The following is a 15,168-nucleotide window of genomic DNA, read 5'->3' on the forward strand; positions in this document are numbered from 1 at the left end:
CTCAAATATTTTGAGTAGCCCCTTTGGACTATATAGAATTGTTTTAAATAGAATATAAACATTTTAAATAATATAAAACAAATATTGTTTATTGGGTAAAATGTAATATAATGTAATGGGGGTGATGAAATGTACGATTTTAATAAATACAAAAATATGGATGTTGAAAAATTTCATAATGAATCAAAGTTTATAAAAGATATAGCGAATGATTATGGATACTATGGAGAATATGGATGTTGTGAAAATGAAGAGGTAAGTATTGGAAAATGGGTATTGATACTTATTTTATATGCAATTCCTATAGTTGATATTATAGTTGTTATTTGCTTAATATTTTCTAGTAATAAAACGTTAAAAAACTTTGGTAAAGCAACATTGATACTTATGGTTATAGGTTTAATATTATTTTTTATGCGTTCTTGCGTTGGATAATAAATTAATAAAATCACATAAGTATTTATAAGGGGGTTTTTTGTATGGCAGAATTTTATTCAAAACCAAATATATATGATATTACTTTTACACCTAGATTTAATGAAGCACTAAAAAAACATTATAAAAGGGTATTAGATAAAAAGTCTATTAAAACGATTCATGATTGCAGCTTTGGAACAGGAAATCTAACATTAGTTCTTAAAGAAATGGGTTATGAAATCTCAGGCTCAGATATTAGTCAAGAAATGTTAAAAGAAGCTAGTACGAAAATCAATAAGAATGGTTGGGATATTAATTTGACACAATGTGATTTTAGGGATCTAGATTCTAAAATAAATGATAAATTCGATTGTGTTATGAGTACAGGAAATTCACTTGGACATGTACCAAATGATGATGTAATAGTGACATTAAGAGCTATGAACAAATTAGTAAAAGATGATGGATACATATACATAGATACCAGAAATTGGGACAACATACTAGAAAACAAGCAAAGATTTTATTTCTATCCTCCTTATTTTAAGGATGATAAAAGGATAAATTTAATTCAAGTTTGGGATTATAACGAAGATAATAGTGTTGATTTTAATATACTATATAGCTTTGAAAAGGATAACAAGATTATCAAAAGAGAGGAATTCAAGCTTAAATATTATCCTTTAAAAAGAGATTTTATATATGATGAACTTACTAAGTTAGGTTATAAAGAAATAACTATATATAATTTTTTGGATCATAAAATAACAAAGTTTGAAGAAATGGAGTGGTATTGTATAATAGCAAAAAAAGAAGTTAAATAATAGAAAAGCCTCTTATTCAAGGATACTTTAATTAAATTGCATATAATGAGTTTGCTATGTAGTATATATTTGTATAGAATTAAAACAAGGCTCAAGATATTCTCTACCTTTATAGGTGGTGGGTACCGATTAGATTTGAAAAGACAGGCGATGTGTTGCAATTACTACGTAATTGCTTCCGTTGTTATAAGGTGATGATGAGAGGGGGGCAGTAACATGCAAATTTCTGCTGTATTATTTGATATGGATGGTTTGATACTAGATACTGAAAGATTATCAAAAGTATATTGGGAAAAAGTTGGTAAAGAATATGGTTATGATATTTCACTTGATTTTATGATAAGTATAATTGGCAGTGGAATCGAGGAAGCTAAAGAGCTATTTTGTGAACAGTTTGGTGCTGACTTTCCATTTCATGAAATTAGGAATAAGAAAAATTCAATGATAAAAGATTATTTGATTAAAAATGGAGTACCCAAGAAAAAGGGTATAGTAGAGTTGTTAGAATACCTACAAAAGAATGCAATACCTAGAGTTGTTGCAACTACAACTTATAGAAAAGATGCTGTTGCATTGTTAAAAGGAGCAGGTATATATGAATATTTTAATGAAGTAGTCTGTGGAGATGAAGTAACAAAAGTAAAGCCTGATCCTGAAATATACATAAAAGCAAGTTCAAAAATTGGTGTTGATCCTATTAATTGTTTAATACTTGAAGATTCACATAGAGGAATAAAAGCAGCTTATAAAGCAGGAGCAAATCCGGTTTTTATACCTGATATGTTAGGAGAAAATGAAGAGATTAAAGGGCTTATAAAATTCAAATGTGATTCTTTACTTGATGTAATAGATATATTAGAAAATGATGTACAAAAGGTTGTTTATGAGGAGAGTTATTAGTATGAAAGCACACTTAGTTTAAAATAAGTGTGCTTTTTAAGCAGAGAACCCAAATCTTAGATTTGGTGTGAATCGCTTACTCCTAGGAACGAAGAGAGTAGGAGTTACAAATTGAAAGATAAATAAAGAAAAAATAAAAAAGTAAAATTTACGAAATAAATGATGCAAAAATCAAGTAAGCAAAAGATTAAGATAAGCAGAGAACCCAAATCTTTGATTTTGAGCAGGAAACTAAAATCTATGATTTTATGTTAATCGCCTACTCATGAGTAGAGAACAGAAATCAATGATTTCTTGTGAATCACTTACTCCTAGGAACGAAGAGAGTAGGAGTTACATTAATATGAAATTTCATACTACTATTTTAGCAAATGTAAAATTATATATTTAATTATACAATATATGAATAATGTGGAACAAAATTATATACAAAGAAAATTCTTTATTATAAAATATAGCTAGACTAAAATAAAAAAGAAAGGTATGTTTTATAATGAAAAGACCTTTTGTTGTGCTAACTATTTTTTTAATGATTGGTTTAGTAATAGGATATTACGTAAATATTAATATAATTTATGCCATTATGTTATTAAGCTTATTAATTGCTGTTATAGTATTCCTGAAAAAGGGTTGTAGCTATATCCTTTTTGTAGCTATAGTTGTATTTGGTATTATTATAATGCAAGTAAGTTTAAATAGAAGTGAATTAACTAAATATGTTAATCAAAATGTTGTAGTTGGCGGTGTTATAATAGATAAATTTTCACAAAATGAATATAGTACAAGCTGGATTATGAAAGCAGATAAACTTTATGTTGATGATATAGTGTATGAGATGAATGAAAAAATGTTAGTAAAAGCTATAGGTGAAAGTAAAACAATAAAAAAAGGCGATTATATTGAAATAAATAGTACTATACAGTTGCCTAATACCAATACAAATCCAAAGCTATTTGATTATAGATTATATCTAATGATGGATGATATATATGTTAATACTAAATGCAAGCCTGATAATTTAAAAATTGTTGAAAGTGATAGATTGAGTATTGTTGAAAAATTTTTTACTGCTACACGGGACAAGCTATATGGAATTTTTGATAGTACACTATCAGAAGAATGTTCTAAGATTGCCAAGGCAGTTGTTTTTAGTGACAAACATTCATTAGATGAACGAGATGAAGAAGTAATACGTGATATAGGGATAGCACATATTATAGCGGTTTCTGGATTTCATGTATGGATCTTGAGTGCTTTGATATTTTTTATATTGAAATTATTTATAACAAAAAAGAGAACTAGAATTATTTTTTGTTTAATAATACTATGGAGTTATGGTGCTATTATATGTTTTCCGCCATCTGTGTTAAGAGCGTTAATTATGTTATCGTGCGGTGTGATTGCAGATGTGTTGTATAGAAAAAATGACTCTTTTAACAGTTTAGGACTTGCTGGGTTTATTATACTTGTTTATAAACCTTTATGGATATTTAGTGTTGGTTTTCAACTTTCCTTTAGTGCAGCTCTGTCATTATTATTGCTTACACCAATTTTGCAAAGTAAATTTAAAAAATCCTCAATAAGTGCAATTATTGCTGTGCAGATAGGTATAATGCCAGTTATAGTATATCATTTTAACAAAATTCCTGTTTTTGCTATCCTAGTTAATGCGTTAATATTACCTTTAATATCGTTAATAATTGTGATATTATTTATTTTATTATTTGTTTCTTTGATAAATATACAGCTTGGATTTGTAGTAGGATTTGTGTGTAATGGAATGATATTAAGTTTTAAATACTTAAGTAACGCTTTATTTGAAATTATAGGTTTAAATATATTGCTGCCTTCTTTTACTTTATTTGAAATTATAGTTTATTATATAATTATATTAATTATTTTTGGTTATGTAAAGCTAGTTGATTTTAATATAGGTATTAAAAAAGTTATATTTGTATATGGTGTTTTAGCAGTTATCTTCTTGTCTGTTTTAAACATGCTTTTTAAGGACTATAAAATAGAGTTTATTGACGTAGGACAGGGTGATTGCATACATACAAAGCTAGGAAATAAAAACTTCTTAATCGATACAGGAGGCGTTTTATATGGAAGTTTTAATACTGGTGAAAAAATAGTACTTCCTTATTTATTAAAGAACCAAATAAATCATCTTGAAGGCATGTTTATTTCTCATTTTGATATTGATCATTGTGGTGGTGCTACTGTTATCCTAGACAGTATAGAGGTGGATAAATTGTTTGTATCTTATATAGATTACGATAATGAATTAGCAAATGAAATAATAAAAAAAGCTCAAGATGAAGGAACTGAAATTGAAGTATTAAAGAAAAATGATGATTTAATTATAGATGAAAATACAAATATTAAAGTTATCTATCCTCATGAAGGTATCAATTCTAATGCAAGCGATAATAATAAATCATTAATTATGCTTATGAATATTTATAATACCAAAATACTATTTACAGGTGATATAGAAAACGAAGCTGAAGAGGAAGTTGCTTTTTATATTAAAGATGATATAGATATTTTAAAAGTAGCCCATCATGGTAGCAACACTTCTTCTAGTACAAATTTCTTAGAGAAATGTAAGCCTGAATATGGTATAATTTCTGTTGGAAACAATAATTATGGTCATCCACATAAATTAGTAATCAATAGGTTGAATTCTTTAGGCATAAGAGTTTTAAGAACTGATAAAGATGGATTAATAACTGCAAAAATTGATGAAGAAAGTTATAGTGTTGAAAATTATAATAAAATAAAATATGAACTTACAGAAATATTAAAGCTGTGGAATGAAATAGTAATATTTAGTAGTTTTGTTTTAGTGTTAGCATTTTTCATAACAATTTTATCAAAGGAGTGGAATGATGAGCTATAAGATTATTTTAAACGATATAAAGCAAAATAGCTTGAAACCAATATATTTATGTTATGGTGTTGAAAACTATTTGAAGTCAGTTATTTTAGATAAATTAGTAGAAAAATATATTGATAAAGCTTTTTATGATTTAAATTATATACATATACAAGAAGAAGTTAAAGCTAAGGATATTATAAATGCATGTGAGACACTTCCTTTTATGTCTGAAAAAAAGATTGTTGTAATTGAAGATTGTAGTGTTTTTTCATCTAAATCTAGTGAAGATACTGATGAGGATATAATTAATTACATAAAAGCTCCTAATCAAAGTACATGTTTAATATTCTATCAAAATGTTGATAAGGTTGATAATAGACGTAAGATTGTTAAATTAATAAAAAAACATGGTACTGTTATTGAATTGAATAAAATTAATGAAAGAGAGCTTTATTCTTGGATTAACAAAGAATTTAAAGAAAAAGGGAAAAAAATAAACTTAGCTACAATTGAGCATTTTGTGTCTATTATAAGTTACTATGATAAAAACTTAGACAAATCTATGTTTGATATTAAAAACGAAATTACGAAGATTTGTGATTATTATTCAGATAAAATCAATATTGGACGGGACGATGTAGAAAAAGTTATAACAAAATCAATTAGTAATAATATATTTAAGCTAGTAGATGCTATAGGACAAAAAAATACAGTTGGGTGTTTAGAGGAATTAAACAATATTATTATTAATCAAGAACCTATTCCTAAGATAATGTATATGATAATAAGACAATTTCGATTATTAGCTGAGGTAAAATTATTAACTACTCAAGGCTATAATTCTAATGATATAGCTAAAAAAATGAAAACTCATGTATTTATAGTAAAGAAACTAATAGTGCAGAGTAGAAATTTTACATATCAAGAGATTAAAAGAGCATTAGTTAGGTGTTTACAGACAGATAAAGATATCAAAACAAGTTCAAAAGATAATAGATTAGCTGTAGAAATGTTAATAATAGATTTTGCTTCTTAAGCAGAGAACTAAAATCTGTGATTTTATGTGAGTCGCTTACTCATTCGTAGAATATGAGCTTCATTAAAAAAAGTATTTGATTTTCTATGAATAATCTGGGATTATATATAATAACAAAAAAACTTCGGTGTTTTTCCCGAAGTTTTGAAAATTCACGTGAGTTTTCAAGGTAATTACATAGCAGCGTTTATATGTTTTGTAAGTCTGCTTATTTTTCTTGCAACAGTTTTTTTGTGATAAGTACCTTTTGCAGCAGCTTTATCAAGCTTCTTCTCAATTGTTTTCAATAATATTTTTGCTTCTTCAAAGTTTTTACCTTCTATAGCTTTATCAAGCTTTTTAATATAAGTCTTGATTTCAGATTTTCTTTGTCTATTTTGAGCTGTTTTAGTATTTATAACACTAATTCTTTTCTTAGCTGATTTAATATTAGCCAATTAGTACACCTCCTTTACAGATTAACAAACAGTATTTTACCATGAATAGCACTATAATGCAAGGGTTAAATTTATATATGTGTTTTATTTGATGTTTTCTAATTAGTAATAGTAGAGTTTAGGAGAATTTTAGTATAAATTTTATAATTAGAGTAAATATAAAAATAATGAGTTAAATATATATACTGTAGGAGGTGGACTTATGCTACAAATTAGAACAGATTTAGCTATAGAAACTAGAGAAATGTATAGAGAAAAAAATAATGTTGAGATATCAGGAGTTGAAGTAAATGTAGAAGAAGAAAAAGAGTATAAAATTACAAGAGTAAAGATATTAAATAAAGATGGAGAAGAAAAATTAGGCAAAAAAATGGGAAGTTACATAACGATAGAAGCAGCAGGTCTAAAACAAGCTGATCAGGATTTAAAAGATGAGATAAGTCAAGTATTAGCGAAAGAGCTAAAAACATTAATAAATACTAATAAACACACAAAAAGCTTGATAGTAGGGTTAGGCAATTGGAATGTAACGCCAGATGCATTAGGTCCAAGAGTAATAGGTAAAGTATTTGTTACTAGGCATTTTTTCAAAGCATATAACAAATCAGAAGATGAAACTATGACGGATGTATCAGCTATTGCACCAGGTGTAATGGGTATTACAGGTATAGAAACAGGAGAAATCATAAAAGGAATAGTTGAAAAAACAAAGCCAGATATTGTCGTAGCAATTGATGCATTAGCATCTAGAAAAATGGAAAGAGTAAGTACTACTATACAAATAAGTGATACTGGTATAAATCCAGGTGCTGGAGTTGGTAATAATAGAAAATCTCTAAATAAAGAATATTTAGGAGTTCCGGTTTATGCAATAGGAGTGCCTACAGTAGTTGATGCCGCTACAATGGTTAATGATACTATTGATCTTATAGTTAAAGAAATGAAAACACATACAGAAAAAGGTGGAGAGTTTTATGATTTATTAGGAGAAATGAGCCAACAGGATAAGCATCAATTAATTTCTGAGGTTCTAATGCCATATATGGGTAATGTAATGGTAACTCCTAAAGAGATAGATACAGTAATAGATGATATTTCTCTAGTAATTGCAAATGGACTGAACATTTCGCTTCATCACGGTATAGACTTAAAAGACGTAAATAGGTATGTAAATTAGTACTCATAAATATAACTTCTCTGGAATATAAATTTTATATACTAAAATAATGATAACTAAATCGGATAAGGTATATTTCAGAGGAGTGTTTATATGTCTAAGAGAATACTTGTTAAGGATAAAGGCTTTCAATATGTAATAATTGCTAGTGTATGTTTAATTATTTTTGTTACAGGTTTTTTTTATGTTAATAATAATATATCTAATAAATGCTCTGTACAAGCTATAACTCCAAAGTATAAGGAAGTTGTAATTAAAGACAAATTAGATGCAAAAGGTTGCGATTTTTTTTTGAATTTAATAATGTCAAACAATTCATTTATGCAAATTACTTATTCGGATGTTAGTCATGAAAAAAATGAACAAAGTCTTATTAAAAGTGGTTTTGTATATTTATTGAATCTAGAAAAAGTTCAAAATTATATAGCTAACAATTTATTTATATTTAATGATATAGTAAAAAAATATAAAATCGATAATAACGAAGCTATAAAGAGTATTGAAAATAGTAATGATTCTTTAGTTGCTACTGTATGTAAAATAGATTCTACACCACTTTTAGAAGAGATAAAAGACGCTCAGGAGATTAATCCAGATGTAGCTAAAGATATATTGCTTGATGATATAATAATAATAGATGATACTACGGATGGATTAAGTTCTGTAAGTGGGAAACTGACTGCTGATGAAATAAAGAAAATAAAGAACGAATTGAATTTTAATGGGGACCTTTGTATAAATAAAGAAAAGCCTTATATATTAATATATCACACACATGCAACAGAAGTGTATTTACCAATAAAAGATGATAATTTTCACTCTAAAAAGAAAGAATATAGTGTTATGGAAGTGGGTGAAATTATAAATAATACATTAAATAAAAAAGGACATAATACAAAGCAGGTACAAATTTATCACGACTTGCCATCGTATAATAAATCTTATAGTAGATCATTGGCAACTATAAAGAAAGAAATTAAAAAAGAAAAAAATATAAAAGTTTTAATTGACATACATAGAGATGGAGTGCCTTCAAATGCAGCATATATTAGCAAATCAATAGACGAAAGTAAAGTATGTGTAAATAACAAACAAGCAGCAACATTTAAGTTTGTTATTGGAGCTGATTGTCCTAATAAAGAAGAACTAATTAAATTTGCAAAATATATAATGGCTATATCGGAAAGGATGTATCCAGGGTTATGCAAAGGGTTGGTAATCAAACCTTATGGTAAATACAATTTGTTTTTGAGCGATTTCTCAATGTTATTAGAAGTTGGAAGTAATTTAAATACAATAGAAGAAGCAAAAAACACCTCTGTTTTATTAGCTAATGTATTAGATATGGCACTAAAAAATATTATTGAACCCTGATAATTCAAGTTAAAAAGTGAACTTTTCATTTGTCTATAAAAGTGTTATAATTGTTTTAGCCATGTTTTGGAGGTGTAGGCAATGAGTAAAGAAACAAATATAAAAAAAGAGGTTATGGAATGGGTTAAGAGTATAGCCTTAGCGGTAGTTATAGCTTTTGTAATAAAGATGTTTTTGTTTGATACAACATATGTAGTTGGGAGTTCGATGTTTCCAACATTACATAATAAAGATAGACTTTTCACAAATAAAATAGGATATCTTTTAAAAACTCCTCAAAGAGGAGATATAGTTGTTATAGAAGCTCCAGATGATCCTGATAAAGATTATATTAAACGAATAGCTGGAGTAGAAGGAGACCTTGTTGAAATTAAAAATGGTCATGTGTATGTCAATGGAGAACTTTATGAAGAGGATTATATTAAACAAGATATAGATACACAAGGCGATATCAGTATTCAAGTACCACAAGGTGAAATTTTTGTACTAGGAGATAATAGGGAATTAGGAGCTAGTAAAGATAGTAGATATTTTGGAACAGTAAAAGAAGAAGCTGTAAAGGGTAGAGCAGTATTTAGATATTTTCCATTTGGAGAGAGATTTGGTGTTTTGCATTAGCTTAAAAGCTAGTTAAAGTATACCAAAGTAATAATATGTCTATAATAATTAAGTGGTGATTTATTATGGATAGTAGGATGAATAGGTATGAACAAAAAAGAAAATATAGACGGATTAGAAGAAAGAAGTCTGTGGTTATTATAGGTATTATATGTCTTTTAATAGTAGGGATAATAATTGTAGATAATAGTTTTGCAGAGCTTATGTGTATAAATAAAAAAAAGGTTGTAGATATCAGCTGTTTTAATAATAAATATATTATTGAACTATTTGGTAAGGTTCACATAATAGAAAAAGAAGACATTTTGCAATGCAAAGAGCTTATAGTGCAAAAATCGATCAATGTTATTGATTATTTTAAAAAAGCATTAGACAGCATTATAAATTAATTATTATTGAGATTTGTAAGAGAAGAACAATATGTTTTTCTCTTTTATAGTTCTAGAATATTCATAAGCAGTGGACCTGATTATACAACGGTATATGAAAAATCAGGGTTAAAAAAAGTATTACTTTAAAAGTATCTATTTCAACTAAAAAAATCTTATGATATAATTGATAAAGATTACTTCCATATTAATAGTGAGAGTAAGGAGGAATTACATGAACAGACAAAGTAGAATAAGAAATTTTTCAATTGTTGCACATATAGATCATGGTAAATCTACATTGGCGGATAGATTGATTGAAGAAACGGGATTATTAACCAAAAGAGAGATGACAGATCAAGTATTAGATAATATGGATTTGGAAAAAGAACGCGGCATAACTATAAAATTGCAGTCTATAAGACTTATATATAAAGCTAAGGATGGAGAAGAATATATATTAAATCTAATAGACACTCCAGGTCATGTTGATTTTAATTATGAAGTTTCTAGAAGTCTTGCTGCATGTGAAGGTGCAGTTTTAGTTGTAGATGCAGCTCAAGGTATAGAGGCTCAAACACTTGCAAATGTTTATCTTGCGTTAGATCAGGATTTAGAGATAGTTCCAGTTATTAACAAAATTGATTTACCAAGTGCTAGACCAGATGAAATAAAAAAAGAAATAGAAGATATAATAGGACTAGATGCTTCACAGGCACCTTTAATATCTGCAAAAGAAGGTATTAATATAAAAGATGTGCTAGAAAACATAGTAAACCTTATACCACCACCTGAGGGAGATAAGAATGCATCATTAAAGGCGTTAATATTTGATTCATATTATGATTCATATAGAGGTGTTATTGCTTATTCAAGAGTTGTTGAAGGTACAGTTAAGAAAGGTACAAAAATAAAAATGATGGCAACGAAGACTGAATTTGAAGTTACTGAAGTAGGTGTATGTTGTCCCAAGATGATGCCAGTAGATAAATTGGAAGCAGGTGATGTTGGATATATTGCAGCTAGTATAAAAAATGTCAGAGATGCTAGAGTAGGTGATACTATTACTGAAGCAAATAATCCAACAGACGAGCCTTTACCAGGCTATAAAAAAGTTACTCCTATGGTTTTTTGCGGGGTATATCCTGCTGAAGGTGAAGATTACAATAATGTCAGAGATGCACTTGAAAAATTACAAGTTAACGATGCAGCATTGATATTTGAGCCAGAAAATTCTGTAGCTTTAGGATTTGGATTTAGATGTGGTTTTTTAGGATTATTACATTTGGAAATTATTCAAGAACGTTTAGAAAGAGAATTTGATTTAAATATCATAACTACAGCACCAAGTGTTTTATATAATGTAATGAAGACTGACGGAGAAATGTTAGCGATACAAAATCCAACAAATTTACCACCTGTGCAAGAAATAGAATATATGGAAGAGCCTGTAGTTAATGCTACTATAATGTCTCCAACAGATTTTGTTGGACAAATTATGGAGCTATGTCAAAATAGAAGAGCTATCTTTAAAGATATGGAGTATCTTGAAGAAACAAGAGTGTCGATGAAATATGAAATTCCTTTAAATGAAGTTATTTATGATTTCTTTGATGCTTTAAAATCAAAGACAAAAGGGTACGCTTCTTTAGATTATGAACTAAAAGGTTATAAGAGATCAGAACTTGTTAAATTGGATATTTTGATAAATAAAGAGATGGTAGATGCTTTTTCAATAATTGCTCATGAAGAGAAAGCTTACGAAAGAGCTAGAATGATTTGTGAAAGGCTAAAAGATGTAATACCAAGACATTTATTTGCAGTTCCAATACAAGCGTCGATAGGAACTAAAGTTATAGCTAGAGAAACTATAAAAGCTTTAAGAAAAGATGTACTAGCTAAATGCTATGGTGGGGATATATCAAGAAAGAAAAAGCTACTTGCTAAACAAAAAGAAGGTAAGAAAAGAATGAGACAAATCGGAAGTGTTGAAGTTCCACAAGATGCCTTTTTAGCTGTTTTAAAATTTGATGAAAAAAAATAATGCCTTTAAATAAATTAAGGAGCTGTCTCTAGATGATTTAGAGGCAGTTTCCTTCATAAAAAATAAAAAAGTAGTTTATAAAGAGGATAGAGGAGTTGGAGATATGAAACAGATTGGTTTATATTTTCATATACCATTTTGTAAAAGTAAATGCTACTATTGTGACTTTATATCATTTCCTCGTATGGAACATATAATAGAAACGTATATTAAGTATGTAATGAGTGAGATAAAGTTGTATACTTCTCAGTTAGCAGACTATAAAGTGACAAGTATTTTTATTGGTGGAGGGACTCCATCGTCCATAGATAGTAAATATATCTATCAGATATTGGATAAAACAAATAAAGTATTTAATTTAGATAATGATATAGAAATATCTATAGAAGCAAATCCTAGTTCTATTGATAAAGATAAGCTTAGAGTGTATAAAAGTTGTGGAATAAACAGGATTAGTATGGGAGTACAATCTCTTAATGATAGATTACTAAAGAGTATTGGTAGAATACATGATCAAAAAACTGTCTTAAAGGCTTACCACGATATTAGAGAAAGTGGTTTTGATAATGTAAACTTCGATATAATGTTCAATTTACCTTTGCAAAGTATAGATGATGTAATGAATACACTACAAAAAACTGTTGAGTTAGATGTAGAACATATTTCATTATATAGTTTAAAGCTTGAAGAAAACACACCATTTTATAGGAAATATGAAAAAGGAGAGCTTATACTGCCTAATGAAGATGTTGAAAGAGAAATGTATCATGAATCAATAGATTTTCTAGAGGCTAATGGTTATCATCATTATGAAATATCAAATTTCAGTAAAAAAAATTATGAATGTAAACATAATTTAATATATTGGAAACTTAAGCCTTATTTAGGTTTTGGATTAGCTGCACATTCAAATATAGGCAATAATCGATGGAGTAATAATGAAAACTTTGAAGATTATTTTAAAAATCTAGATCAAGGTATAAAGCCTATAAATGATATTTGTAATATTGAAAAGGATAAAATGGCCGAATATACAATATTAGGTTTAAGACTTATAGAAGGTATAGATATAGATGATTTTAGAAATAAATTTGAAGTAAGTATATTTGATGTTTATAGAGAAGTTATAGAAAAATATCACAAAAATGGTTTGTTGAGTACAGAAAAAAATAGAATTAAATTAACTAGACGTGGACTTGATTTATCAAATCAGATATTTTGCGAGCTAATGCCATAAAATTTTAAAAAAAATGTATAAAAGGTATTGACAAATATTAAATTCAATGATAATTTAAAAACAGAAAGTATTAGCACTCAATAAGAGAGAGTGCTAATAATTGAAAAATATTATGAAATAGATAAGGTTAACTATCAAATAACACTAAGATTGGTATTAGATTGGTAGGCGATGTGTATGAAAAATGATAGAAAGATGAAAATCCTTCAGGCTATAATACATAGTTATATAACTAATGGTGAACCTGTAGGATCGAGAACTATTTCCAAGAAATATTCTTTAGGAATTAGTCCTGCTACGATTAGAAATGAAATGTCAGATTTAGAAGAATTAGGATATTTATTTCAACCTTATACTTCAGCTGGTAGAATTCCATCTGATAAGGCCTATAGATTGTATGTAGATAGTTTAATTGAGTTTAAGAATATTGAAAATGTGAAAAAGCAAAATATTAAAAAGAACCTCTTAAATAGTATAAGTGAAATAGAGCAGTTAGTACAGTCAAGCTTAAATATATTATCTGATTTAACCCGATATACTACATTAGCTGTAGCTCCAAATTTAAAAGCTAGCAAGTTAAAGCATATACAGCTAGTGTTATTAGATGAGTATAGAATATTAGTTGTTTTTGTTACTAGTACTGGTATTGTTAAAAATACAATAATTAGACTTAGTCATAGTGCAAATGAGGAACAATTAAGTATAATTACAAATTTATTAAATACTAAGTTAAAGAACAAAAACATAGGAGACTTACCTATAATAATAAATAGGGAAGTAATTAATACAATAGTTAAAGAAGTTAATGATTTACACAACATAGTATCAGATATAATACCTACACTCTATAATACAATTGATGAATTAGATAATATAAAATACTATACTGATGGAGTAAATAAAATATTCGATTATGCTGAGTATAATGATATTTGTAAAGCAAAAGAAATCATTTCATTTTTGGAAGATAAAGAAACAATTACTGAAATGTTGTTAAGAGACAATAAGAATGATATTGAGGTTATAATAGGTAATGAAAATGAATATGATGAAATCAAAAACTGTAGTTTAATAACTGCAACTTATAAAATGAATGGTATGACTATAGGAAAGATAGGACTTATTGGCCCGACTAGAATGGAATATTCTAAGGTTATTCCCATAGTTAAACTTATGGCTAGGGATTTGAATGACATTTTATCAAAATATTTTCTTGATTAAAAGGGTGTGGGATATAGAATCTTGCACCTTTGAAATGTGATAATATGGCTATAGTCTTAATATATACAAACATTGCATAGAGGGGTGAGTCAAATGTGTAAGAGTGAAACAAAAAAAGATATAAGTGAAGAAGCTAGTGATAAAGAGTATTCTTGTGAAGAAGAACAAGGAGAAGAGCAAGAAAAAAATTATGAGAAGGAATTAGCAGAGCTTAACGATAGATACATAAGACTGCAAGCAGATTTTATCAATTATAGAAAGAGAGTTGAAAAAGAAAAACAATCTCTTAGTAAATATGCGAATCAAGCGCTAATAACTGATTTATTGGTTTCATTAGATAACATTGAAAGAGCATTAGAATCAGTAGATGAAGATACGCAAAAAGATAATTTATACAAAGGTATTGAAATGGTATATAAACAAATAATTGATATATTTAACAAAAATCATTTAGAAGAAATTAAAGCATTGAATTGCAAATTTGACCCGAATTTACATCATGCAGTTATGCAAGAAGCTTGTGATGAATATGGTGAAGATACTGTAATCGAAGTATTTCAGAAGGGTTATAAATTATATGACAGAGTAATAAGACCAAGTGTGGTAAAAGTATCTAAATAAAGAAAATAGG

The 15,168-nt window shown here is 27.7% G+C and carries 14 protein-coding genes; 13 read left to right on the top strand and 1 reads right to left on the bottom strand.

Annotated features, from left to right (window positions below):
- The first annotated feature begins 129 nt into the window (after positions 1 to 129).
- The 5 genes from AYC61_RS00610 to holA all read left to right on the top strand — a co-directional run bounded on the left by AYC61_RS00610 (position 130) and on the right by holA (position 6,061).
- The gene (locus AYC61_RS00610; RefSeq protein WP_066495274.1) at positions 130 to 435 is read left to right on the top strand and encodes a hypothetical protein; all 306 of its coding nucleotides are present in this window, start codon (positions 130 to 132) and stop codon (positions 433 to 435) included.
- Between the two features lie 44 nt (positions 436 to 479).
- On the top strand, positions 480 to 1,241 hold the full coding sequence (locus AYC61_RS00615) for a class I SAM-dependent methyltransferase (RefSeq protein ID WP_066495276.1): 762 nt from the start codon (positions 480 to 482) through the stop codon (positions 1,239 to 1,241).
- Between the two features lie 216 nt (positions 1,242 to 1,457).
- Complete coding sequence (locus AYC61_RS00620) at positions 1,458 to 2,141, top strand: HAD family hydrolase (protein ID WP_066495278.1); 684 nt, start codon at positions 1,458 to 1,460, stop codon at positions 2,139 to 2,141.
- A gap of 493 nt (positions 2,142 to 2,634) precedes the next feature.
- Positions 2,635 to 5,046 carry a DNA internalization-related competence protein ComEC/Rec2 gene (locus tag AYC61_RS00625; protein WP_066495280.1) on the top strand — a complete coding sequence of 804 codons (2,412 nt, stop codon included), beginning with the start codon at positions 2,635 to 2,637 and terminating at the stop codon, positions 5,044 to 5,046.
- The gene (gene holA, locus AYC61_RS00630; protein ID WP_066495281.1) at positions 5,036 to 6,061 is read left to right on the top strand and encodes a DNA polymerase III subunit delta; all 1,026 of its coding nucleotides are present in this window, start codon (positions 5,036 to 5,038) and stop codon (positions 6,059 to 6,061) included. Before AYC61_RS00625 ends, holA begins: the two co-directional genes overlap by 11 nt.
- Positions 6,062 to 6,234: 173 nt before the next feature.
- On the opposite strand, the gene rpsT is transcribed toward holA, so the two are convergent.
- On the bottom strand, positions 6,235 to 6,498 hold the full coding sequence (gene rpsT, locus AYC61_RS00635) for a 30S ribosomal protein S20 (protein WP_066495283.1): 264 nt from the start codon (positions 6,496 to 6,498) through the stop codon (positions 6,235 to 6,237).
- Positions 6,499 to 6,700: 202 nt separating this feature from the next.
- Here rpsT and gpr point away from each other — a divergent pair, with 202 nt between their 5' ends.
- The 8 genes from gpr (at position 6,701) to grpE (ending at position 15,158) form a co-directional block, all read left to right on the top strand.
- Positions 6,701 to 7,675 (top strand): GPR endopeptidase, encoded by a 975-nt coding sequence (gene gpr / locus AYC61_RS00640; RefSeq protein WP_066495285.1) that lies wholly within the window; start codon positions 6,701 to 6,703, stop codon positions 7,673 to 7,675.
- 93 nt (positions 7,676 to 7,768) lie between these two features.
- Positions 7,769 to 9,049: a stage II sporulation protein P gene (gene spoIIP / locus AYC61_RS00645; RefSeq protein ID WP_066495287.1), complete on the top strand. Its 1,281-nt coding sequence runs from the start codon at positions 7,769 to 7,771 to the stop codon at positions 9,047 to 9,049.
- Between the two features lie 81 nt (positions 9,050 to 9,130).
- On the top strand, positions 9,131 to 9,667 hold the full coding sequence (lepB, locus tag AYC61_RS00650) for a signal peptidase I (protein ID WP_066495291.1): 537 nt from the start codon (positions 9,131 to 9,133) through the stop codon (positions 9,665 to 9,667).
- A 65-nt stretch (positions 9,668 to 9,732) separates the two neighbouring features.
- A complete protein-coding gene (locus tag AYC61_RS00655; RefSeq protein ID WP_066495296.1) occupies positions 9,733 to 10,056 on the top strand; it encodes a hypothetical protein in 324 nt (107 codons plus the stop codon).
- Positions 10,057 to 10,270: 214 nt separating this feature from the next.
- Positions 10,271 to 12,079: a translation elongation factor 4 gene (gene lepA / locus AYC61_RS00660; protein WP_066495299.1), complete on the top strand. Its 1,809-nt coding sequence runs from the start codon at positions 10,271 to 10,273 to the stop codon at positions 12,077 to 12,079.
- A gap of 103 nt (positions 12,080 to 12,182) precedes the next feature.
- Entirely contained in the window at positions 12,183 to 13,316 is a 1,134-nt protein-coding gene (hemW, locus tag AYC61_RS00665) for a radical SAM family heme chaperone HemW (protein WP_066495302.1), read from the top strand.
- 177 nt (positions 13,317 to 13,493) lie between these two features.
- Positions 13,494 to 14,537, top strand: coding sequence for a heat-inducible transcriptional repressor HrcA (gene hrcA / locus AYC61_RS00670; RefSeq protein ID WP_066495304.1), 1,044 nt, complete (start codon positions 13,494 to 13,496; stop codon positions 14,535 to 14,537).
- A gap of 93 nt (positions 14,538 to 14,630) precedes the next feature.
- A complete protein-coding gene (grpE, locus tag AYC61_RS00675) occupies positions 14,631 to 15,158 on the top strand; it encodes a nucleotide exchange factor GrpE (protein WP_066495305.1) in 528 nt (175 codons plus the stop codon).
- Positions 15,159 to 15,168: the final 10 nt, after the last annotated feature.

Source organism: Abyssisolibacter fermentans (genome assembly GCF_001559865.1).
GTDB classification, from domain to species: domain Bacteria; phylum Bacillota; class Clostridia; order Tissierellales; family MCWD3; genus Abyssisolibacter; species Abyssisolibacter fermentans.

Coding starts and splice junctions, on each gene's coding strand:
- AYC61_RS00620 (WP_066495278.1), top strand. CDS start 1,458: ATGCAAATTTCTGCTGTATTATTTGATATGGATGGTTTGATACTAGAT.
- hemW (WP_066495302.1), top strand. CDS start 12,183: ATGAAACAGATTGGTTTATATTTTCATATACCATTTTGTAAAAGTAAA.
- AYC61_RS00615 (WP_066495276.1), top strand. CDS start 480: ATGGCAGAATTTTATTCAAAACCAAATATATATGATATTACTTTTACA.
- lepA (WP_066495299.1), top strand. CDS start 10,271: ATGAACAGACAAAGTAGAATAAGAAATTTTTCAATTGTTGCACATATA.
- grpE (WP_066495305.1), top strand. CDS start 14,631: ATGTGTAAGAGTGAAACAAAAAAAGATATAAGTGAAGAAGCTAGTGAT.
- AYC61_RS00610 (WP_066495274.1), top strand. CDS start 130: ATGTACGATTTTAATAAATACAAAAATATGGATGTTGAAAAATTTCAT.
- hrcA (WP_066495304.1), top strand. CDS start 13,494: ATGAAAAATGATAGAAAGATGAAAATCCTTCAGGCTATAATACATAGT.
- AYC61_RS00625 (WP_066495280.1), top strand. CDS start 2,635: ATGAAAAGACCTTTTGTTGTGCTAACTATTTTTTTAATGATTGGTTTA.
- AYC61_RS00655 (WP_066495296.1), top strand. CDS start 9,733: ATGGATAGTAGGATGAATAGGTATGAACAAAAAAGAAAATATAGACGG.
- gpr (WP_066495285.1), top strand. CDS start 6,701: ATGCTACAAATTAGAACAGATTTAGCTATAGAAACTAGAGAAATGTAT.
- spoIIP (WP_066495287.1), top strand. CDS start 7,769: ATGTCTAAGAGAATACTTGTTAAGGATAAAGGCTTTCAATATGTAATA.
- lepB (WP_066495291.1), top strand. CDS start 9,131: ATGAGTAAAGAAACAAATATAAAAAAAGAGGTTATGGAATGGGTTAAG.
- holA (WP_066495281.1), top strand. CDS start 5,036: ATGAGCTATAAGATTATTTTAAACGATATAAAGCAAAATAGCTTGAAA.